The sequence below is a fragment of the Lysobacter enzymogenes genome, from assembly GCF_023617245.1.
GTDB lineage: Bacteria > Pseudomonadota > Gammaproteobacteria > Xanthomonadales > Xanthomonadaceae > Lysobacter > Lysobacter yananisis.
Window position 1 is genome coordinate 765,018 of record NZ_CP067396.1, and the last position, 21,763, is coordinate 786,780.

Sequence of the window (21,763 nt, forward strand, 5' to 3'; positions counted from 1 at the left end):
GCTCAGTCGCGCGCGCCGTGCGAGGCACGGCGCGCGATCAACTGGGCGATGCTCGGGCCGTCTTCGCCGAGCGGGCGCTGCAGCATCTGCTGGTACAGCGCGGCGCCTTCCTGCTCGCGTCCGCCGCGCGCCAGCAACAGGCTGCGGGCGTAGGTCGCGGACAGGCAGTTCGGATCCAGGCGCAGGGCGACTTCGGCGCGGTGGCGCGCCTGCTCGTCGTGTCCTTCGAAGGCATCGACCACGGCCAACGCGCCGGTGGCTTCGGCGAAGCCGCGATCGGTCTGCAGGCTGCGTTCGAAACGCTCGCGCGCCTGCGCCGGCTGGCCGGCCATCAGATAGGCCCAACCGGCCGACAGCCAGGAACCGGCGTGGCTGCGCAGCAAGGTCGCGGCGCGGTCCAGGCGCGGCGCGGCCGCGGCGAAGTCGTGCTCGGCCAGGCAGGCCAGGCCTTCGCCGAGCTGGGCGCGGCCGCTGGCCGGATCGGCTTCCAGCGCCAGCGCGAAACGTTGCCGCGCGGTCGCGGTGTCGTCTTCGTGCAGCGCCAGCAGGCCGAGCACGGTGAGGCCGCCGACCGAGTCGGGCGCGAGCGCGGCGTAGTGCTGGGCGCGCTCGAATTCGTCGGCGTCGAACAGCGCGGTGGCGAGCAGGCCGCGCACTTGTTCGCCGGCCTGCGGATGCTGCGCGTAGCGCTCGCCGAGTTCGACGACGTCATCGAGCCGGCCGAGGTGGTACAGGCACAGCATCTTCAGGCGGATCGCTTCGGCGACCTGTTCCAGCACCGCGTCGTCGAGCCCTTGCAGTGCCTCTTCATAGCGCGCCTGCATCGCCACCGCATAGGCGTGGTTGAAGCGCAGCTGGGGATCGTCGAACTCGGTCAGCAGGCTGGCGAACTGCGTTTCGGCTTCCTCGAAACGGCTGGCCGACATCGCCGACAGGCCGGCGAGATTGCGCAGCGACGGCGTCGGCGCGGCATGCCGCGCATAGCGCGCGATCAGCGCATCGCATTCGTCGAGGTGGCGGGCGTCGAAGGCGGCGGAGGCGGCGTCGGCGAGCAGGCCGAGGTTGTCCGGGTCGGCCTGCAGGTACTGCTGCAGGCGCTGGTGCCGCGCCGTCAAAGCGGCGAAATCGGGAGCTGCGCTCATTGATCCGTGCGTCCTTGTACCGGGTTTCACAAATGTGAATAAAAAGTTAAAGCGCAACGCTTTGACGCTATCGTAACTTTTCGGATCGAGTAAATGTGATCCCAATCGTGATTCATATACGGTCTTTGTCCTGATTGTTTTCTATTTAGGTCAATGGCTTGACGATTGGAGAACAAATTTGTGACGAAATTCTGTTTATCTGGCATTAAATTTTGTGACGCCAGACGAACGGATGCGCTGTGCTTCGGCCCTGCCGTCTGTCCCCGTTACCGTCGCCGCGGCTGCGGGGCGGCCCAGCGCAACAGAGCCGGCTCGGCGCCGGCCGGTTGCAAGCCGCGCTTCAGCCGCTTCAGGCAATGCGCTCGCGATCCGGGGCGAGCGCCTTGCCGATGCGCCGAGGCCGCGCGCGGCGCATCGATGCCGATCGCCGCGCGCGCCGCCGGTTCGTGAGCGCTCATGCAGGCGCTCGTTCGCCGCGCATCGTTGTCCGCTGCGCAGGCCTTCGCACGTTCGCGCGCCGGCCGGCGCAATCGCAGACTCCCATCGTCGCGTCGCAGAGAACGAAACTGATCGCCAGCCCAACGCCGATCCGCCGCCGCGGTCGGCGTCGGCATAATCCGGGCCGCCGTCGCAGGCAGTGCATCGGCGCTCGGCTAGGCTGGACGCATCGTCCTCGCACGTCGCCGACGCAGGCCCGCCATGAGCACCCCATCCGTTTCCGCCGCACAAGCCGACCGCGCGATCCAGGCCATCCGCGAGGCGACGTTCTTCGCGCTGAGCGAAGGCGACCGCTACACCGCGCTGGGCCGCAAGGCGGTGGCGAATTCGTTCTACAACCTGTTGCCGATGCTGGCGGAGATCCGCAAGGCCATCGTCGAGGACGGCGCGCCGGCGCAGGCCAACGACGACGCGCTCGACGACGCGCCGGTGGGTTGAGAAGACCGGTCGAGCGTTCTCGTATCCGTACGACACGCCTCGCATGGAGGCGCTCGCCGCAGCGCGCTCTGCCGCGGTGCGCCTGATCGAAACTCGCCGGCGGCCATGCGCCGATTTCAGGCCGCAATCTGCCCAGCCATGACAGGCTGCCGCTGCGCACGCAGGCCGATCGAACCCGCACCCGCCAAAAGACAGGGTGACCTCCGCCCCGCGGTTCGCGCCGGCAGGCCGCGCTAGGCTGCGCCGACCGCAACGATGGAGGCGTGGCGATGTTGGGTATTGCAGGCAAGGCGGCGTTGGCCGCGACGTTGATGTGCGCGGCCGCAGCGTCGCAACCGGTTTGGGCGGAAACGCCCGCCAAGCCGGCCGGCGCCGATGGCGCTTCCGCGCCGGCCGAGGCAGCGCTGCCGGAGGGCGCGGCGCTGGACGAACTGGTCGCCGGACTGGATGCGCAGCTGTTCGACTCGTTCAACCGCTGCACCGATCCGGCCCAGCTCGAGCGCCATGGCGCGCTGTTCGACGAGAAGATCGAGTTCTATCACGATCTCGGCGGCGTCACTTGGACCCGCGAGGCGATGGTCGACAGCGTGCGCCGCAACGTCTGCGGCAAGTTCCGCCGCGAGCTGGTCGCCGGCAGCCTGCGCGCCTATCCGATTCCCGGATTCGGAGTGATGGAAATCGGCGAGCATCGCTTCTGCAAACCCGACGGCGGCGCCTGCCACGGCCACGGCGAGTTCGTCATGGTCTGGCGCCGCGACGGCGAGCGCTGGCGGGTGACGCGGGCGCTGAGCTACGCGCATCGGGCGGTTGGGGAGCAGGAGTGAGCGCAGAGGAGTGAGGAGTGAGAGAAAAGCGGCCTTCTCGCCCCTGATTCCGGCGCGCTTACAGGAGTGAGAACAGCGGCTTTTCTCTCACTCCTCACTCCTCTGCGCTCACTCCTCGCGTACGCCGAGCGCGCGCTCACGCATAGCCGGCCGCGCGGGCGATGCGCCACAGGCCGCGGCAGAACGCGGTGTCGCCTTCGACGATGTAGTGCGCCTGGCCGTAGCGGCGCAGCGCTTGCGCGTAGATCGCCGCCGGGCGGGCGTCGCCGACGATGGCGATTTCGCCCTCGCCGGGGTCGGCGGCCTGGGCGGCCAGGCATTCGTAGCCGATCAGCAAGCCCGACAGGAACGCCGGCAGTTCCTCGGCCGGCGCGGCGTCGCGCACGTGGCGGGCGCGCACGCCGAACAATTGGTGCAGCCAGTCCGGCCGCGCGCGCGCCGTGTCCAGGCCGAGCGCGAAGCCGCGTTCGGACCAGGCCTGCGCCGGCAGGCCGCGGCCGAGCAAGCTTTGCTCAAGCAGCAGCGAATAGAGCTCGCCGGTCGGGTAGCTGGAGAATCCGACCACGGCGCCGGCGCGCAGGCGCAGCCATTTGCTGTGCGCGCCCGGAGCGACCGCGCGCGCGGTGCCCGGCGGTACGCCCATCGCCTGGGTCTCTTCGCCGCGCATCACGTCGGCGAATCCGGCGGCGGCCGCGTCGATGCCGAAACCGGCGACCGCGGGGCCGCACACGCCGGGCACGATCGCCGCGTGGCGGCCGCGGAACCGCAGCGGCTGCAGCATCGCCGCGATCGCATCGGCATCGGCCGGCAACGCTGCGTACGGCGCCTCCTGCCAGCCCTGGCGCGCGCCGACCATGCCGGCCAGCAGGATCGGCGCGCGTCCGTCGTCCAGTTCCGCGCCGAGCAGTTCGTCGAGGGCGGCGGAGAATTCGTCGGCGTTGGCCAGCCCGGCCATGCCGCGCGCGCTGTCGCGGGTGGCGAGCACGCCGCCGTGGCTGTCGAAGGCGTGGGCGCGGACCCGCGTCGGTCCCCAGTCCACGCCGATCAGGGCGATTTGCGGGCCCGGCGGCGTGCGCGCGGCGGCCGTGCGACGGCCGAGGCCGGGCGCGAACGCGGCGTCGTCGGCGCGCCCGCGCAAGGCCCGCGTTGGCGCGGCTTGCGCGCCGTCCGGATCGACGCCGTGCGCGAGCGCGCGGTCGAGGCATGCGTTGCCGAGATCCGCGCCGGCGCGCGGCGCGGCCCCGACGGCGCGGGTGGAAGCCGCGGCGGTCGCCGGCGCGAACGGATGCGGATTCATGCGCGCACCGTCCCCGGCGCCGGCGCCGATGGCGCGCGTTCGAGTCCGACCGCGGCGCGGCGCGCTTTCTCCAGCACCGCCGGTTGCTGGCGCAGCGCCACGGCGATGGCGAGCATGTCGGCCAGCGCCAACTGCATCAGTTGGGCCACGCCGGGCGAGTACGGCGTGGCCGCGCTCGACGGCGGCAGCAGCAGCGGCACGTCGGCGTCGCGGCTCAGCGGCGTGCCGGCGGCGGTCAGCGCGATCGTCCGCGCGCCCTGGCGCCGGGCGATGCGCGCGCAGTCGGCGATTTCCGCGCTGCATCCGGACAGCGAGATCGCCAGCAGCGCGTCCTGCGCGCCGAGCAGGCCCGCGGCCAGCCGTTGCGATTCGCCGTCGCTGTGCGCGCTGGCGGCGATGTCCAGGCGCTGCAGGCGCAGGCACGCCTCTTGCGCGACCGCCGCGCAGCCCGGGCCGACGCCGATGCAGCACACCCGGCGCGCGCCGGCGATCAGCGCGGCGGCCTCGTCGAGCGCGGCCGGATCGGTGCGTTCGCGCATCTCGTCGAGCGCCGCGGCGATGCTGTCGCAGACCTTGTGCACCAGCAGCGCCGCGCCGTCGCGCTTGTCGATGGTGACCGCCTGGTACGGCACGCCGGCGGCCAGGCTGTGGCTGAGCCGGCGCTTGAACTGGCGCAGGCCGCCGCAACCGACCGCGCGGCTGAAGCGGGTCACGCTCGGCTCGGACACGCCGGCGCGCGCGGCCAGTTCGCGGATGCTGGCGCCGGCGGCGAAATCCAGTTCCGCCAGGACCACGGCGGCGACCTTGCGTTCGGCCGGGCGCAGCGCGTGCAGCGCGCCGCGGATCGCCGGGATCAGGTTGTCGGACACGGGGCTGCGCTCCTCATTGGCGGGGCGGTCAGAAGAAGGTGTTGATCGCGCCGACGACGCGGTAGCTGTCGTCGCTGAGCAGCATCAACGGCCACTTGTCGAAGGTGGTGCACGGGTGCGAGATGCCGACGGCGACCAGGTCGCCGACCTGCAGCGGGTGCTCGGGCGGCAGTTCCAGATACGCGTGTTGGTCGTTCATCCGGGCGATGCGCGCCTCGCGCAGCGGCCACGGCGCGGGTTCGCCGGGACGGTGCCATTGCAGCGGGCGCGGCAGTTCGACGTCGTAGGACGCGTCGCGCTTGCCCAGCGTCAGCAAGGCCAGCCCGGGCTCGGGCCGCGACTGCACCATCGCCCACAGTTCCAGCGCCGGCTGCAGGCCGTGGCGGAACTCGGCGCCGTGGCGGGTGCGCATTTCCTGCTGCAGACCGTGGTAGAGGCCGTGGTCGGAGGTCAGATAGCAGCCCGAGCGCAGCACCCGGCGCAGCGGCCGCGACAGGCCGTCGAGGCCGGCGAAGGCGTCGGCGACCAGATCGAAATAGGCCGAGCCGCCGGCGCTGATCAGGATCTCCTCGCCGTCGAACAGGCCGGCGCGGTCGCAGCGGCGGGTGGCGTCGAGCATCCGCGCGAGCAGGGCTTGCACGCGTTGCAGGTCGGCGGCGCGGTCGGCGCCGGTCCACAGGCCTTCGTAGCCTTCGATGCCGGCTAGGCGCAGGTGCGAGGCGGCGGCGACTTCGCCGGCCAGCGCCAGCGCGGCGTCGACGCCGCGCGCGCCGGTGCGGCCGCCGGACAGGCCCAGTTCCACCAACACCGGCAGCCGCCGCCGCGGCGCGTGCCGGCGCACGACCTCGTTCAAGCGCGCCGCGCCGGCGCTGGAATCGACCAGCACCCAGGCCTCGAAGCCTTCGTCTTCGCGCAGCAGCGCCGCCAGGCTCTCGATGTCGGCGTAGGCCACCGGTTGGTTCGCCAGCAGCACCCGCCGAACCCCGAAACGATGGGCCACGCGCAGTTGCGGAACCGTGGCCAGGGTGATCGCCCAGGCGCCGGCGTCGAGCTGGGCCTGGAACAACTGCGGGCTCATCGTGGTCTTGCCGTGCGGCGCCAGCAGCGCGCCGGCGCGTTCGGCGAATTCGCGCATCCAGCGCAGGTTGTGGTCCAGCGTCGATTGCCGCAGCACCGCGACCGGATACGACAAGCGGCCGTCGAGCACGCAATAGCCTTGCGCGGCGATCCGGTCCTGCGCCAGCGGCGCTTGCAGCGGCAGGCCTTTGACGCCCGGCAACAGGGTCTGGTTCTGCAACGCGCGCAATGCTTCGTTCATGGTCGTCTCCGGAGCGCCGGCGGTCGGGTGGGTTGGCCGGCGCTGCGGGCGATCGCGCGCGCGGCCGGCGCGGCGCAGGCGCGACGGCCGCGCCGAAACGCATCATCGGCGACGCGCGGCCGCGGGTCTGTGCGCCTGCGCCCGCGCCTGGACGCGGCCGATGCGCGCGCCGCGAACATCGCCGCGGGCCGCGACGCGCTCATGCGACGCCCGCCGATGGATGCGCGGCGCCGGCCGACCCGGCGCGCAGCGCCGCGCCGAGCGCGTGCAACTGGTGCGGCCGCAGCCGGCCGTAGTGATAGAACGCGACATCGCCGATGCCGGCCGTCTGCAGCGCGGCCAGCGCCGCGGCGAGCGCGGCGCCGTCGCCGAGCTCCGGTGGGCCGGGGCGCAGGATCGCGCGCACCCGCGCCGGATCGCCGACGCGCTGGACCGCGTCGAAGGCGTCGGCGGCCACGCGCGCGGCGTCGGCATGGTCGAACCGCACTTCCACGCCGTCGCAAGCGCGCGCCAGCGCGGCGAGCGGACTGCCTTCGAGCCAGGCGTTCGCGCTCGGCCGCCGGGTGGTCGCGATCGCCCAGACGTCGCGGTCGCGCGGCAGGCGCGCGCGGATCGCCGCGACGGCTTCGGCGACGCGTTCGTGCCGCAACCTCAGATACGCCGCCAACTGCGGCATCTCCAGCAGGTCGGCCAGCAGCCACGCCGCCGCCTGGTCGGCCGCGGCGTCGACCGGCGCGGCCAGGTAGGCGTCGACGCGCGCGCGTACCCGCGCCGCCAGCGCGTCGGCGTCGACATCGGCCGCGCCGGCGCGCTGGCGGCAGTGGCTGCAGAAGCACAGGCTCAGCAGCGCTTCCAGCCACAGGTTGCCGTGCGCCTGGGCGAACTCGCGCGCGTGGCCGTGCGCATAGGACAGCCAGTTCGGCGCTTCCAGCACCAGCCCGCGCAGCGGCAGGCGCGCGCAGTCGGCGCTCAGCGCCAGCGCGTATTCCAATGCCGCCGGCGACGACGGACACAGGTGGTGGGCGTAAGCGTCGCCCCAGGCGTTGCGCACCACGTGCAGCGGATGCTGCGCGGCGAGGCGGGCGTTGTGCAGCAGCGGCAGCTTCGCGCGCAGCTGCAGGCGTCCGTCGGCGGCGAGATCCTCGACCGCGTGGCGCAGCGCCGGGTCGCTGTGGGCGACCGGCACGATCTCGCCGTAACCGCGCGGATCGGGTTCGAAGCACACCGTGCCTTCTTCGGCGAACACCACGCGGCTGCCGCGATGCTGCGCGGCGACGAACTTGCCGGCGCGGCCGCCGAGCGCCACGGTCGCCGCGGTCAGGCCCAGCCCGAGCGCCTGCGCGGCGAACTCGCGCGCGCCCTGCGACGCCACGTCCCAGGGGTAGACGTAGAGCGAACGCAGCGCGGGCGGACGGCCGAGCAACATCTTTCGATTCCTTGTGGTTTTCAAGCGATAACTTTCGATATTGCCGAGGGCTTTCAGGCGCATCCTAATAAATTCGATACTTATGCCACATTGTGCGGCGCAAAATGCATCCCAGATACTCGTAATATATTTTATCGAAAGAAATTAGAAAGATTTCCGGGCGAAATATTTCGATTTTGCCCGCGCCCGCGCGCAACGCACGATCCTTCTTTCCACCGCACCGCATCCATCGAGGCACCCGCATGAACCGACGCGACTTCATCGCCAGCTCCGCGACCGCCGGCACCCTGCTCGCCGCCAACGCGTTCGCCCCGGCGCTCGCGCGCAAGCGCTCCACGCTGCGCCTGGGCATGATCGGCACCGGCATGCGCGGCCAGGTCCTGCTCAAGGAGCTGGTGCGCCGCGACGATGTCGAGGTCGTCGCGCTGTGCGACATCGAGCCGATCATGCTCGGCCGCGCGCTGGCGATGATCGACAAGGCCGGCAAGCCCAAGCCGGCGACGTACGGCGACGGCGGCGACGTCGAGGCGTACCGCAAGATGCTCGCCAAGGACGGGCTCGACGGCGTGATCGTCGCCACGCCCTGGGAGTACCACGCGCCGATGGCGATCGCGGCGATGCAGGCCGGCATCGCGGTCGGTTGCGAGGTGGTCGCCGGCATCACCCTGGACGATCACTGGCAGGTGCTGCGCACCCAGCTCAAGACCGGCGCGCCGTACATGCTGCTGGAGAACGTGTGCTATCGCCGCGACGTGCTGGCCGTGCTCAACATGGTGCGCCAGGGCCTGTTCGGCGAACTGGTGCACCTGCAGGGCGGCTACCAGCACGACCTGCGCGCGGTGAAGTTCAACAACGGCAATCCCGACCAGCCTTACGGCAGCGGCGTGGAGTTCGGGCCGAAGGGATGGTCGGAGGCGCGCTGGCGCACCGAGCATTCGGTCAAGCGCGACGGCGACCTGTACCCGAGCCACGGCATCGGCCCCTGCGCGATGGCGGCGAACATCCACCGCGGCAACCGCTTCACCTATCTGAGCGCGATGTCGAGCAAGCCGCGCGGGCTGCACGACTACATCGTCAAGAAGGCCGGCGCGGACCATCCGAACGCGAAGGTCAAGTTCAAGCTCGGCGACCTGGTGACCACCCAGATCGCCTGCGCCAACGGCGAGACCATCGTGCTGCAGCACGACACCTCGCTGCCGCGCCCGTACTCGCTGGGCTTCCGCGTGCAGGGCACCGACGGGCTGTGGATGGACGTCAACGATTCGATCCACATCGAAGGCAAGAGCAAGCCGCACGAGTGGGACAAGGCCGAGGTGTGGCTGGACAAGTACGACCATCCGCTGTGGAAGCGCCACGGCGCGACCGCCGCCGGCGCCGGCCACGGCGGCATGGACTGGTTCGTGATCAACGCCTTCGTCGAAGCGCTCAAGGCCGGCGCGCCGATGCCGATCGACATCTTCGACGCGGTCGCCTGGAGCGCGATCACGCCGCTGTCGGAGCAGTCCATCGCCGAGCACCGCACGCTGGAGTTCCCGGACTTCACCGACGGCAAGTGGAAGGACCGCAAGCCGATCTTCGGCTTCGACGAGCTTTACTGAAGCCCGCGCGCGCCGCCGTCCGCGCGACGGCGGCGCGTCAGCGCGCCGGCCCCCACTGGCCGCCGCGATGCAATGCGCGGTAATCGCGCGGCGCCATTCCGACCATCGCCTTGAACTGGCGCGCGAACGCGCTCTGGTCGGTGAAGCCGCAGGCCAGCCCGACCTCGGCGATGCTCGCGTCGCCGCACAGCTCGCGCATCGCCGCTTCGATCCGCAGCCGGGTCAGGCTCTGCTGCGGCGTGAGCTGGAACACGCGCTGGAAATGCCGTTCCAGCTGCGCTACCGACAGGTCGGCCAGCCGCGCCAGCGCGGCGATGCGCAGCGGTCCGGCGTAGTGCGCCTGCATGTGTTCCAACACCCGCCGCAGCCGCTCGTAGGTGGGATCGCGCCCGTCCGGCGCGCCGAGATCGCGCGACAGCCCGACCAGGCCGTGGCCGCCGTCGGGCAGCGCCAGCGGGCGCTTGCCGGTGAGGCACCAACCCGGGCGGCGGTTCGGATACAGATGCACTTCCAACTGGTTCTCGATCGTGTCGCCGTCGAGCACGCGCCGGTCCTGCTGGGCGTAGCGCGCGGCCAATCGCGCCGGAAACACTTCGGCGACGTCGCGGCCGATCACCTCCTCGCGCCGCTTCAGTCCCAGCCGCCGGACCAGGGTCAGGTTGGCGTGGGTGTAACGGCCGGCTTCGTCCTTGACGAAGAACACCACGTCGGCGAGCGCGTCGCACAAGGTCTGCATCAGTTCGGCGTCGATCCGCACCGGATCGGGCTGGGGCGCGGGCAGGGCAGTGGCCATGGCGGCAGCCGCGGGCAGGCAGTGGAGACCCCGCCGATTATGCCCGCAGCCGCGTCGGCCATTGTGCCGAATTCCGCATCGGCGACCGGCAAGCCCGTCTAGACCTCCAGGCGCCCGCGACGCGAGCATGAGCGGATGCACAGCCTCGACATCATCGACTCGCACACCGGCGGCGAACCCACCCGCGTGGTGGTCGCCGGCTTCCCCGACCTCGGCGGCGGCAGCCTGGCCGAACAGCGCCGCCGCTTCGGCGAGCGATACGACGGCTGGCGCAGCGCGATCGCCTGCGAGCCGCGCGGTTCCGACACCGTGGTCGGCGCGCTGCTGCTGCCGCCGCAGTCGCCCGACGCCTGCGCCGGCACGATCTTCTTCAACAACGTCGGCACCCTGGGCATGTGCGGCCACGGCACCATCGGCCTGGTGCGCACGCTGCAGTTCCTCGGCCGCATCGAGCCGGGCGAGCACCGCATCGACACCCCGGTCGGCACGGTCGGCGCGCGCCTGCACGACGACGGACGGGTGTCGGTCGACAACGTCGAAAGCTGGCGCCACGCCGCGCAGGTGAGGCTCGACGTGCCCGGCTACGGCGCGGTGTGCGGCGACGTGGCCTGGGGCGGCAACTGGTTCTTCATCGTCAAGGTCGCGCGGGTGATCGCGCTGACCCACGTGCGCGAGCTGAGCGCGTTCGCCGAGGCGATCCGCACCGCGCTGGAAGCGGCCGGCGTGCGCGGCGCCGACGGCGCGCAGATCGACCATATCGAACTGGAAACCGCTTCGACCACGCCCGGCATCGACGGCCGCAACTTCGTGCTGTGCCCGGGCCTGGCCTACGACCGCTCACCGTGCGGCACCGGCACCAGCGCCAAGCTCGCCTGCCTGGCCGCCGACGGCAAGCTCGCGCCGGGCGCGCTGTGGCGCCAGGAGAGCGTGCTCGGCAGCGTGTTCGAAGGCTCGTACCGCAGCGGCGAGCGCGGCGTGCATCCGACCATCACCGGCAGCGCCCACATCACCGCGCGCGCGCAGTTGCTGATCGACGAAACCGATCCCTTCGCCTGGGGCATCGGCGCGCGCTGAGCGCGCCGCCTAGCGCGCCATGGCCAGCTACGACCTCATCGTCCTGGGCGCCGGCATCGTCGGCGCGGCCTGCGCCGAGCGCGCGGCCGGCGAGGGCCTGCGCGTGGCGGTGGTCGAACCCGGCCCGGTCGGCGGCGGTGCGACCGCGGCGGCGATGGGGCATCTGGTGGCGATGGACGACGATCCGGCCGAGCTGGCGTTGTCGCGCCTGTCGCTGCGGTTGTGGGAGCGCTTTGCCGACCTGCCGCTCGCCGAATTCAGCCGTTGCGGCACCTTGTGGGTCGCGCGCGAGCCGCGCGAACTCGACGGCGTCGCGGCCAAGGTCGCGCGCCTGGCCGCGGCCGGAATCGAGGCGCGGCCGGTCGGTGCCGATGAGTTGTACGCGCTGGAGCCGTATCTCACGCCCGGCCTGTGCGGCGGCATGTTGGTCGCGGGCGAAGCGGTGGTGTATCCGCCGCGCGTCGCCCAGCATCTGCTGCAACTGGCGTGCGAACGCCAGGCGCAGGCCTTCCTCGGCCGCCGCGCGGTCGCGCTGACCGCGCACGGCGCGCGCCTGGACGACGGCAGCGAACTGCGCGGCCCGGTGTTGGTCGCCACCGGTTGCGCCCTGCCCGAACTGCTGCCGCAACTGCCGATGCGTTCGCGCAAGGGCCATCTGGTCATCACCGAGCGCTATCCCGGCCGCATCCGCCATCAACTGCTGGAACTCGGCTATGCCGACAGCGCCCACGGCGACGCCGACAGCAGCGTCGCCTTCAACGTGCAGCCGCGGCCGACCGGGCAGATCCTGATCGGCTCCTCGCGCGAGTTCGGCGTCGAAGAGCGGGCGGTCTCGCCGCCGATGCTGCGGCGCATGCTCGAACGCGCTTTCGCCTTCGTGCCGATGCTGCGCGAATTGCAGGCGTTGCGGGTGTGGACGGGGTTCCGCCCGTGCACGCCGGACGGCCTCCCCTACATCGGCGCGTTCGCGCCGCGCCCGCACACCTGGGTCGCCGCCGGCCACGAAGGCCTGGGCGTGACCACGGCGCTGGGCACGGCGCAGTTGCTGGTCGAGCAACTGCTCGGCCGCGCGCCGGCCATCGATCCGGCGCCGTACGCGCCGACGCGGATGCTGCGATGAGCGCCGCGCCGGTTCGCCTGGACATCGACGGCGTCGCGGTCGAAGTGCCCGCCGGCGCCAGCGTCGCCGCCGCGGTGGCGCTGGCCGCGCCGCATTTCCGCCGCTCGCGCAGCGGCCAGCCGCGCGCGCCGCTGTGCGGCATGGGCGTGTGCTTCGAATGCCGGGTGCGCATCGACGGCGTCGAGCACCAGCGCTCGTGCCTGGTGCCGGCGCGCGAGGGCATGCGGGTGGCCTGCGATGACTGAGCGCTGCGACGTGCTGGTGGTGGGCGCCGGCCCGGCCGGGCTGGCGGCGGCGCAGGCGGCCGCGTCGCACGGCGCGCGGGTCGCGCTGGTCGACATGCAGGCCAATGCGGGCGGACAGGTGTGGCGGCGCGACGCGCGCCGGCCTGCGTCCGATCCGGCGCGCGAGCGCCTCGACGCATTGCTCGCCGGCGCACGCGTGCGCTGGCTCGGGCAGGCGCAGGTGGTCGCGGCCGAGCCCGGGCAGGTGCTGGTCGAACAAGCCGGAACCGCCATCGAACTGAGTTACGGCGCGTTGGTGCTGGCCACCGGCGCGCGCGAATTGCTGTTGCCGTTTCCGGGCTGGACCTTGCCCGGCGTCACCGGCGCCGGCGGCCTGCAGGCGCTGGTCAAGCAAGGCTGGCCGATCGCCGGCCGGCGCGTACTGGTCGCCGGCAGCGGCCCGCTGCTGCTGGCCGCGGCCGCCACCGCGCAGCGCCACGGCGCGCGCGTGGTCGCGATCTGCGAACAGGCGCCGGCCGCGCGATTGCACGCGTTCGCGCGTCATCTGTGGCGCTGGCCGGGCAAATTGGCCCAGGCCGCGGCCTTGCGCGCGCGTCTGGCCGGCACGCCGTATCGCACCGGCCGCTGGGTCGTGGCCGCGCACGGCGAAGGCCGCGTGGTCGAGGCCGAATTGAACGACGGCGAACGCATCGCGGTCGACCAACTCGCGGTCGGCTACGGGCTGGTGCCGAATCTGGAACTGGCGCAGCAACTGGGCTGCGAGCTGCAGGCGCACGGCGCCCATGCCTGCGTGCGCGTGGACGCGCTGCTGCGCACCAGCGTCGCTTCGGTGTACGCCGCCGGCGAGGTCTGCGGCATCGGCGGCCGCGACTGCGCGCTGGTCGAGGGCGCGATGGCCGGCCACGCCGCCGCCGGCGCGGTCGAGGCCGCGCGCGCGCTGCAGCCGCGGCGCGCGCGGGCGCGCGCGTTCGCGGCGTTGTTGCCGGAACACTTCCGGCTCGATCCGCGGGTCCTGGCCGCGGCGACGCCGGACGCCTTGGTATGCCGCTGCGAAGACGTGCGCCTGGGCGAGATCGACGCCCACGCCGACTGGCGCGCGGCCAAGCTCGCCACCCGCTGCGGCATGGGCAGCTGCCAGGGCCGCGTCTGCGGCGCCGCGCTGGCGCAGTTGCGCGGGCCGGCGTTCGCGCCGTCGCTGTCCGCCGCGGGCCCGCGTCCTCCCGTTTTCCCCGTGCGCCTGGCGGCCCTGGCCGCGCACGGCGCCGCGCCGCACGCGCCGCCGCCGGCGGCGTCCGAACCGATCACGCACTCAGTCCCACAAGGAACCGTTCCATGAGCACTGCTTCCATCTGGCGCGGCGTCATCCCCGCCATCACCACTCCCTTCCACGCCGACGGCGCGATCGACCACGACTTCCTCGCCCGCCACGCGCGCGAGCTGATCGACGCCGGCTGCACCGGCATCGTCCCGCTGGGCTCGCTCGGCGAGGCGGCGACGCTGAGCTTCGACGACAAGCTGGCGATCCTGCGCACCCTGGTCGCCGCGCTCGACGGCCGCGCGCCGGTGATCCCGGGCATCGCCGCGCTGTCCACCGCCGAGGCCGTGCGCCTGGCCCAGGAAGCCAAGAAGATCGGCTGCGCCGGCCTGATGGTGCTGCCGCCGTACGTGTATTCGACCGACTGGCGCGAGATGAAGGCGCACGTGGCCGCGGTGATCGCCGCCACCGACCTGCCGTGCATGATCTACAACAACCCGGTCGCGTATAAGACCGACTTCTCGCCCGAACAGATCGCCGAACTCGCCGGCGAATTCGCCAACGTGCAGGCGGTGAAGGAATCCTCCGCCGACGTGCGCCGCTTCGCCGCGCTGCGCGCGCTGCTCGGCGACCGGCTGGAGCTGCTGGTCGGCATGGACGACGCCATCGTCGAAGGCGTGGCGATGGGCGCGACCGGCTGGATCGCGGGCCTGGTCAACGCCTATCCGAAGGAATCGGTGCGCCTGTTCGAACTCGCCCGCGACGGCGGCGCGCCCGCGGCGGCAGCGTTGTACGCGTGGTTCCTGCCGCTGCTGCGGCTCGACACCGTGCCCAAGTTCGTGCAGCTGATCAAGCTGGTGCAGGCCCAGGTCGGCATGGGCGCCGAGCACGTGCGCGCGCCGCGCCTGCCGGTGACCGGCGCCGAGCGCGACGCCGCGCTGGCGGTGATCGAACGCGCCCAGGCGCAGCGTCCGGAGCTGTGACGATGAGCGCGCGCGAACCGGTGTTGGTGGGCGGGCGCTGGCAGGCTTCGCTGGACGCGGCCGGCGAGTTCCGCGCCTTCGACCCGACCCGCGCGGTCGAGGTCGGCGCGGCGTTCCCGATCTCCGGCGCGCAGGACGCGCGCGCTGCGTTGGCGTCCGCGTGCGCGGCCGCCGAGGAACTGGCCGCGTGCGCGCCCGCGCGCATCGCGGCGTTCCTCGACGCCTACGCCGCGGCGATCGAGGCCGACGGCGAGACGCTGGTCGAACTGGCGCACCTGGAAACCGCGCTGCCGGCGCGGCCGCGCCTGGCCGAGGTCGAATTGCCGCGCGCCAGCGGCCAGCTGCGCCAGGCCGCTCGCGCCGCGCGCGAGCGCAGCTGGACCCAGCCGATCATCGACACCGCCGCCGGCCTGCGCTCGCACCTGGCACCGCTGCGCAAGCCGGTGCTGATCTTCGGGCCGAACAATTTCCCGTTCGCGTTCAACGCGGTCGCCGGCAGCGATTTCGCCTCGGCCATCGCCGCGCGCAATCCGGTGATCGCCAAGGTCCATCCCTCGCATCCGGGCACCAGCCAGCGGCTGGCGCAGCTGGCGCACCGCGCGTTGCTGGACGCCGGCCTGCCGGCGCAGTCGCTGCAGGTGCTGTATCACCTCGACCCCGCGCTCGGCCTGGAACTGGCCAGCGACGCGCGCCTGGGCGCGCTGGCGTTCACCGGCAGCCGCAGCGCCGGGCTCGCACTCAAGGCCGCGGCCGACGCGGCCGGCGTGCCGGCCTATCTGGAGCTGTCGAGCGTCAACCCGGTGTTCCTGCTCGAAGGCGCGTTGCGCGAGCGCGGCGAGGCGCTGGCGCAGGAATTCTTCGCTTCGTGCACGCTCGGCGTCGGCCAGTTCTGCACCAACCCCGGCGTGGTGGTGGTGCCGCGCGGCGAGGCCGGCGACGCGTTCGTCGCCGCCGCGGCCACGCGTTTCGACGCCGCGCCGGCCGGCACGATGTTCTCGCAAGGCGTGCTCGATCACCTGCGCGCGGGCGTGGCGGCCTGGCGCGCGGCCGGTGCGCAGCCGCTCGGCGGCGACGTGGCGGCGGACGGCGAGGGCTATCGGGTGCGGCCGGCGCTGCTCGGCGTGGACGCGGCTGCGTTCGTGGCCGACCGCCGCCTGCAGAGCGAGGCGTTCGGCCCGGCCAGCCTGGTGGTGCGGGTCGACGGCATCGACGAGGCGTTGCGGGTCGCCGCGGCGCTGGAAGGCAATCTCACCGGCACCATCTACGGCGGCGACAGCGCCGCGGACGACGACGACTGGCGCCGTCTGGCCGGCGCGTTGCGCCCGCGCGTGGGCCGGCTGATCGACGGGCGCATGCCCACCGGCGTCGCGGTCAGCGCGGCGATGAACCACGGCGGCCCGTATCCGAGCACCGGCCATCCGGGTTTCACCGCGGTCGGCATGCCCAGCGCGATCCGCCGCTTCGCCGCGCTGCATTGCTACGACCACGTGCGCCAGGACGTGCTGCCGGAGGAATTGCGTGACCGCAATCCCGGCGGGCTGTCGCGCTGGATCGACGGCGGCTGGACCTTGGACGACATCGCGACGAAGACGGGCGGAACGACGGCATGAACGCAGCGGCGCAGATCGGCGGACTGACCCTGGAAACGGCGCGCGCGCAGCTGGCGCCGTGGGCGCAACGCGCGCCGGCGATCGGCGCGGAGGAGTACCAGCGGCGCCTGGAACGCGCGCGCGCGCTGATGCGCGCGCACGGCTTCGACGCGCTGCTGGTCAGCGCCGGCGCCTCGCTGCGCTATTTCGCCGGCGTGCCCTGGGGTGCGAGCGAGCGGCTGGTGGCGCTGCTGCTGACCCTCGACGGCGATCCGCTGCTGGTGTGCCCGGCGTTCGAAGCCGGTTCGCTCGCGCACGTGCTCAAGATTCCGGCCCAGGCGCGGTTCTGGGAAGAACACGAAGACCCGCACGCGCTGGTCGCCGCGGCCCTGCGCGAGCGCGGCGCGCGCCGGCTGGCGCTGGACCCCGGCGCGGCGTTCGCGATCTTCACCGGCCTGCGCGCGGCCGCGCCGCAGCTGGAACTCGGCGACGCCGCGGCGATCGTCGACGGTTGCCGCGCGCGCAAGTCGCCGGCCGAGCTGGCGCTGATGCAACAGGCCACGGCGATGACCCTGCAGGTGCATCGTCTCGCCGCCGGCCTGGCCGACGAGGGCGTCTCCACCGCGACCCTGCGCCGCTTCATCGACGAAGCGCACCGCGCGCTCGGCGCCGACAACGGCTCGACCTTCTGCATCGTCCAGTTCGGCCGCGCCACCGCGTTCCCGCACGGAATCCCCGGCGAGCAGCAGTTGCGCGAAGGCGAACTGGTGCTGATCGACACCGGCTGCGCGGTGCAGGGCTACCACTCCGACATCACCCGCACCTACATCTGCGGCCGCGCCGACGACGACCAGCGGCGCATCTGGGACCTGGAACACGCGGCCCAGCGCGCCGCGTTCGAAGCGGTGCGTCCCGGCGTTAGCGGCGAAGCGGTCGACGACGCGGCGCGCGCGGTGTTGCAGCGCGGCGGCCTGGGGCCGGACTACCGTCTGCCTGGGCTGCCGCACCGCACCGGCCACGGCTGCGGGTTGAGCGTGCACGAGGCGCCGTACCTGGTGCGCGGCAACCGCGTCGGGCTGGAGGTCGGCAACTGTTGTTCGAACGAGCCGATGATCGTGGTGCCGGAGCGGTTCGGGGTGCGGCTGGAGGATCATTTCTTCGTCACCGAAGACGGCGCGCGTTGGTTCACCGAGCCGTCGGTGGCGATCGACCGGCCGTTCGCGGATTGATTCGCGCGCGGGGCGAGGTTCGTCGGCGGTCGCGGGTGCGCGGTCGGGGCTTGCGCCGCTCCTGCAGTCGGAGACGAAACCGACCGAAGCCCCTGTAGGAGCGGCGCGAGCCGCGACCGCGCACCCCCAACCGCCGGCGCAACCCGCCAACGCGCGGCAACCGTTCGTTCCGAACTGCGTATCTGCGCGGCCGATCAAGCTTTGCGCTCCCGACCATGCAATGCGGCATTGGCCGCGCCCGTGCGGTCCGCGTTTCGCTGTGGTCCGCGCCGTCGCCGGGGCTCGCGCCCTGCGCGCGGCGCGTCCCCTGAACACGCCGTCCAAGGAGGTTCGCATGTTCCGCGCAATCCGCATTGGCTTGTCCCGTTTCGCCGCCGCGCCCCGACGTTTGCTGGCCGTGGCGCTGTTGTCGCCGGCGCTGTCGCTGCTCGCCGCCGCGCCCGCGCTCGCGGCGACGCCGCAGGCACCGGCAGCGGCGCCCAAGCGCTTCGACCTGCCGCCGACCACCGGCCCGTACAAGGTCGGCACCTTCACCCTGCACATCGTCGACCGCGCGCGCACCGATCGTTTCGTCGGTGGGCCGCGCGAGTACATGGTCACCGTCAGCTATCCGATCGCGCCGCACGCGCGCGGCGCGCGCGCGCCGTGGCTGGAACCGGCGATGGTGCCGGAATGGAGCGCCACCGCCGCCGGCTACGGCATCGCGCCCGAAGCGGTGGACTGGGCCGGCGCGCGCCGGCCGGCGATCCAGGGCGCGCCGCTGCTGCGCAGCCCGCGCGGCTGGCCGGTGGTGCTGTTCTCGCCGGGCCTGCAGTACTTCCGCGAACTCTACAGCTCGCTCACCGACGATCTGGCCAGCCACGGCTACGTGGTCGCGTCGATGACCCACACCCACGAAGCGTTCTACACCGCATTCCCGGGCGGGCGCGTGGTGCGCGGCCAGGACTTGGTGGAAACGGTGGAATCGACCCAGATGTGGCTCGACACGCGGGTCGGCGATTCGCGTCATCTGCTCGATGCGCTGACGCTGTCGAACCGCGGTTTCTATCCCGGCGCCGGACACGGCCGCCTGCCGTCGGGCTGGCGCGGCGGGCTGGACCTGGCGCGGGTCGGTTTCCTCGGCCATTCCTACGGCGGCACCACCGCGGCCGAGACGATGTTCTTCGACCGCCGTTTCGACGCCGGCCTGGATTACGACGGCCGCCTCTCGACCACCTACGGCCCGCCGCAGGACCTGCCGTACGGCCCGACCCTGGCCGCGCGTTTCGGCCTGGACCGGCCGTTCCTGCTGGTCGGCGCCGGCGTGCACAGCCACCTGGATTCGCACGATCCGTCGTGGCCGCAGTTCTGGGCCAGCCAACGCGGCTGGAAGCGCGAGGTCAACGTCGCCCGCGGCGAGCATTTCACCTTCAGCGATTTCACCGCGGTGCTGCCGGCGCTCGGCGACGCGGTGCCGCCCGGCTTCGGCGTCGCCGTCTACGGCAGCCTGCCGCCGGCGCAGGCCGTGGCCGCGACGCGTTACCACAACCGCGCGTTCTTCGACCTGTACTTGAAGGGCCGGCCGACGCGCTTGTTCGACCGCGGCAGCCCGGCGTATCCGGAGTTCCGCCCGGTGCCCTGAAACAGCCGACGGCGCAAAGACGCGAGCGGCGAGCCGGCCGGGCCCGGCTCGCTTCTCGCTGCTTTTCGCTGTTTTCTAGCCCCAAAGGCATATCCGCGGACCCGGCGATTCCCGCATCATGGGCGAATCCGTAACCGCAGGGTCCCGCGATGCCTTCGATCCGTTCCGTTTCCGTGCGCGCGCCGCTGGCCGCGTTGTCCGTGGCCGTGCTGATGGCGCTCGCGCCCGCGTCCGCGCTGGCTGCGCAAGCCGCGCCCGCCGCCGCCGACAAGGCCGCCAGCGCGGCCGCCGACAGCGCCGCGGCGCGTTTCAAGGCGCTGTACACGCGCGAATGGAAATGGCGCCAGGCGCAGTTCGCCGGCGGCGACGACGAGGACGGTCCGCAGGGCCAGCCGGCCGCGCGCCTGCCGAAGGTCGATCCAGCCACCCAGGCCGAGCGCGAGCGCTATTGGGCGCAGGTGCTCAAGGAACTCGACGCCATCGACGCCAAGCAGCTCGAAGGCGAAGACCCGGTCAACCTGGAAGTGTTCCGCCAGCAGATCCAGAGCCTGCTCGCCAACCAGCGCGTGCGCCAGTACGAGATGCCGTTCAACAGCGACAGCGCGTTCTGGACCAACCTGGGCTTCACCGCGCGCCGCACCTTCCGCGACGTCGACGGCTACGAGCGTTACCTCGGCCAGCTGCGCGACATCCCGCGCTATTTCGACGAGCAGATCGTCAACATGCGCGCGGGCCTCAAGCGCGGTTTCAGCGTGCCGCGGGTGACGCTGACCGGGCGCGACGTGTCGATCAAGGAAGTCGTCGACGCCAAGCTCGAGGACAACCTGCTCTACACCCCGTTCAAGAAGATGCCGGCCACCATCCCCGCCGCCGAGCAGGCGCGCCTGCGCGCGGAAGCGGCCAAGGCGATCGACGCCTCGGTGTTGCCGGCGTACCGCAAGCTGCTGCGGTTCATGCAGGACGAGTACACGCCGCAGGCGCGCACCACCCTCGCCGCGGAGAAGATGCCCGGCGGCGAGGACTACTACCGCGCCAAGATCCGCGAATTCACCACGCTCGACCTGACTCCGCAGCAGATCCATCGGATCGGCGTGGAGGAAGTGGCCAAGATCCGCGCGCAGATGGAGCAGACCATCGTCAAGACGGGATTCAAGGGTACGTTCCCGGAGTTCCTGCACTACCTGCGCACCGATCCGAAGTTCTATCCCAAGAGCGGCGACGAACTGCTGATGCGCGCTTCGTGGCTGGCCAAGCGCGTGGACGCCGAGATCGGCAACTACATCGGCCTGCTGCCGCGCCAGCGCTTCGCGATCAAGCCGGTGCCGCCGGATCTGGCGCCGTTCTACACCGCCGGCCGCGGCGGCCGCGACGTCTATCTGGTCAACACCTACGACCTGCCGTCGCGCCCCCTGTTCAACCTACCGGCGCTGACCCTACACGAATCCGCGCCGGGCCATTCGCTGCAGATGTCGCTGGCGGCCGAACACGAGGGCCTGCCGGATTTCCGCCGCTACACCTACATCTCCGCCTACGGCGAAGGCTGGGCGCTGTACACCGAGAAGCTCGGCATCGAGATGGGAATGTACGACACGCCCTACGATTACTTCGGTTACCTGACCTACCAGATGTGGCGCGCGAGCCGCCTGGTCGTGGACACCGGCGTGCACCACCTGGGCTGGACCCGCGAGCAGTCGCTGGCGTTCCTGCGCGACAACACCGCGCTGAGCGAGCATGAGATCGAGACCGAGGTCGACCGCTACATCGGCTGGCCGGGGCAGGCGCTGTCGTACTACCTCGGCCAGATGAGCATCGAGCGCTCGCGCGCCAAGGCCGAGCAAGCGCTGGGCGAGGACTTCGACATCCGCGCCTTCCACGACGCGGTGCTGGCGCTGGGCTCGGTGCCGCTGCCGGTGCTGGAGCGGCGGGTGGACCGGTTCATCGAGGAGAGCCGGGCCAAGGCGGCGGAGAAGAAGCGCGATGCGGCGGCGAAGAAGAGCGCTGCGGCGGGGTGATCGGGTGGCTCGATCGAGCGGAGCGGTGTGATGCGGCAGCGCGATCGAGCGGCGTGATGCGGCAGCGTGATGCGGCGTGATGCAACGCTATTTCGTCCCGCCGCGACCTCACCTATCGTCATTCCCGCGAACGCGGGAATCCAGGGCTTCATCGCGACAGTGTTTTGAAGTCCCTGCGGCGTGCGGGTCGAAGCAAAGTCGAAATGGGTTCCGGCTTTCGCCGGAATGACGGTGTGAGGACTGCGCGGCGGGTCGATGAGCAGTGCGATATGCGGTGGCGCGGATGCAGCGCTCGACCCTCTTGCCGCGACCTCACCTATCGTCATTCCCGCGAACGCGGGAATCCAGGGCTTCATCGCGACAGTGTTTTGAAGTCCCTGCGGCGTGCGGGTCGAAGCAAAGTCAAAATGGGTTCCGGCTTTCGCCGGAATG

At 72.0% G+C, this 21,763-nt stretch carries 18 protein-coding genes; 12 read left to right on the forward strand and 6 right to left on the reverse strand.

Annotated elements, in window-relative coordinates; all coding sequences use genetic code 11:
* Positions 1 to 2: 2 nt before the first annotated feature.
* Complete coding sequence (locus JHW41_RS03245; RefSeq protein WP_139381943.1) at positions 3 to 1,142, reverse strand: tetratricopeptide repeat protein; 1,140 nt, start codon at positions 1,140 to 1,142, stop codon at positions 3 to 5.
* A gap of 699 nt (positions 1,143 to 1,841) precedes the next feature.
* On the opposite strand from JHW41_RS03245, the gene JHW41_RS03250 reads away from it, so the two are divergent.
* Positions 1,842 to 2,078 carry a hypothetical protein gene (locus JHW41_RS03250; protein WP_057949188.1) on the forward strand — a complete coding sequence of 79 codons (237 nt, stop codon included), beginning with the start codon at positions 1,842 to 1,844 and terminating at the stop codon, positions 2,076 to 2,078.
* A gap of 269 nt (positions 2,079 to 2,347) precedes the next feature.
* Positions 2,348 to 2,902, forward strand: a complete 555-nt coding sequence (locus tag JHW41_RS03255; protein ID WP_250449016.1) for a nuclear transport factor 2 family protein — start codon at positions 2,348 to 2,350, stop codon at positions 2,900 to 2,902.
* Between the two features lie 136 nt (positions 2,903 to 3,038).
* On the opposite strand, the gene JHW41_RS03260 is transcribed toward JHW41_RS03255, so the two are convergent.
* The 4 genes from JHW41_RS03260 to JHW41_RS03275 form a co-directional block, all read right to left on the reverse strand.
* Positions 3,039 to 4,199, reverse strand: a complete 1,161-nt coding sequence (locus JHW41_RS03260; RefSeq protein WP_250449017.1) for a 2-dehydro-3-deoxygalactonokinase — start codon at positions 4,197 to 4,199, stop codon at positions 3,039 to 3,041.
* Positions 4,196 to 5,068, reverse strand: coding sequence for a MurR/RpiR family transcriptional regulator (locus tag JHW41_RS03265; protein WP_250449018.1), 873 nt, complete (start codon positions 5,066 to 5,068; stop codon positions 4,196 to 4,198). The genes JHW41_RS03260 and JHW41_RS03265 overlap by 4 nt, the downstream gene beginning before the upstream one ends.
* Before the next feature lie 28 nt (positions 5,069 to 5,096).
* Positions 5,097 to 6,386: an amino acid deaminase gene (locus tag JHW41_RS03270; protein ID WP_250449019.1), complete on the reverse strand. Its 1,290-nt coding sequence runs from the start codon at positions 6,384 to 6,386 to the stop codon at positions 5,097 to 5,099.
* A gap of 199 nt (positions 6,387 to 6,585) precedes the next feature.
* Positions 6,586 to 7,812, reverse strand: a complete 1,227-nt coding sequence (locus JHW41_RS03275) for a hypothetical protein (RefSeq protein WP_250449020.1) — start codon at positions 7,810 to 7,812, stop codon at positions 6,586 to 6,588.
* A gap of 242 nt (positions 7,813 to 8,054) precedes the next feature.
* On the opposite strand from JHW41_RS03275, the gene JHW41_RS03280 reads away from it, so the two are divergent.
* On the forward strand, positions 8,055 to 9,410 hold the full coding sequence (locus JHW41_RS03280) for a Gfo/Idh/MocA family protein (protein WP_250449021.1): 1,356 nt from the start codon (positions 8,055 to 8,057) through the stop codon (positions 9,408 to 9,410).
* 37 nt (positions 9,411 to 9,447) lie between these two features.
* Here JHW41_RS03280 and JHW41_RS03285 read toward each other — a convergent pair whose 3' ends face one another.
* Positions 9,448 to 10,146: an AraC family transcriptional regulator gene (locus tag JHW41_RS03285; protein WP_250451370.1), complete on the reverse strand. Its 699-nt coding sequence runs from the start codon at positions 10,144 to 10,146 to the stop codon at positions 9,448 to 9,450.
* Positions 10,147 to 10,338: 192 nt separating this feature from the next.
* Between JHW41_RS03285 and JHW41_RS03290 the strand changes: the two genes are divergently transcribed.
* The 9 genes from JHW41_RS03290 to JHW41_RS03330 all read left to right on the forward strand — a co-directional run bounded on the left by JHW41_RS03290 (position 10,339) and on the right by JHW41_RS03330 (position 21,331).
* Entirely contained in the window at positions 10,339 to 11,277 is a 939-nt protein-coding gene (locus JHW41_RS03290; RefSeq protein WP_250449022.1) for a 4-hydroxyproline epimerase, read from the forward strand.
* Positions 11,278 to 11,296: 19 nt separating this feature from the next.
* On the forward strand, positions 11,297 to 12,397 hold the full coding sequence (locus JHW41_RS03295) for an NAD(P)/FAD-dependent oxidoreductase (RefSeq protein WP_250449023.1): 1,101 nt from the start codon (positions 11,297 to 11,299) through the stop codon (positions 12,395 to 12,397).
* Positions 12,394 to 12,642, forward strand: a complete 249-nt coding sequence (locus tag JHW41_RS03300; RefSeq protein ID WP_057949179.1) for a 2Fe-2S iron-sulfur cluster-binding protein — start codon at positions 12,394 to 12,396, stop codon at positions 12,640 to 12,642. Before JHW41_RS03295 ends, JHW41_RS03300 begins: the two co-directional genes overlap by 4 nt.
* Positions 12,635 to 13,978 (forward strand): FAD-dependent oxidoreductase, encoded by a 1,344-nt coding sequence (locus tag JHW41_RS03305; RefSeq protein ID WP_250449024.1) that lies wholly within the window; start codon positions 12,635 to 12,637, stop codon positions 13,976 to 13,978. The genes JHW41_RS03300 and JHW41_RS03305 overlap by 8 nt, the downstream gene beginning before the upstream one ends.
* On the forward strand, positions 13,975 to 14,880 hold the full coding sequence (locus JHW41_RS03310) for a dihydrodipicolinate synthase family protein (protein ID WP_078997485.1): 906 nt from the start codon (positions 13,975 to 13,977) through the stop codon (positions 14,878 to 14,880). The genes JHW41_RS03305 and JHW41_RS03310 overlap by 4 nt, the downstream gene beginning before the upstream one ends.
* A 2-nt stretch (positions 14,881 to 14,882) precedes the next feature.
* Complete coding sequence (locus tag JHW41_RS03315; RefSeq protein WP_250449025.1) at positions 14,883 to 16,490, forward strand: aldehyde dehydrogenase family protein; 1,608 nt, start codon at positions 14,883 to 14,885, stop codon at positions 16,488 to 16,490.
* Positions 16,487 to 17,698 carry a M24 family metallopeptidase gene (locus JHW41_RS03320; protein WP_250449026.1) on the forward strand — a complete coding sequence of 404 codons (1,212 nt, stop codon included), beginning with the start codon at positions 16,487 to 16,489 and terminating at the stop codon, positions 17,696 to 17,698. The genes JHW41_RS03315 and JHW41_RS03320 overlap by 4 nt, the downstream gene beginning before the upstream one ends.
* 334 nt (positions 17,699 to 18,032) lie before the next feature.
* Positions 18,033 to 19,319 (forward strand): alpha/beta hydrolase family protein, encoded by a 1,287-nt coding sequence (locus JHW41_RS03325; protein ID WP_250449027.1) that lies wholly within the window; start codon positions 18,033 to 18,035, stop codon positions 19,317 to 19,319.
* 149 nt (positions 19,320 to 19,468) lie between these two features.
* Entirely contained in the window at positions 19,469 to 21,331 is a 1,863-nt protein-coding gene (locus tag JHW41_RS03330; RefSeq protein WP_428995448.1) for a DUF885 domain-containing protein, read from the forward strand.
* Positions 21,332 to 21,763 lie beyond the last annotated feature (432 nt).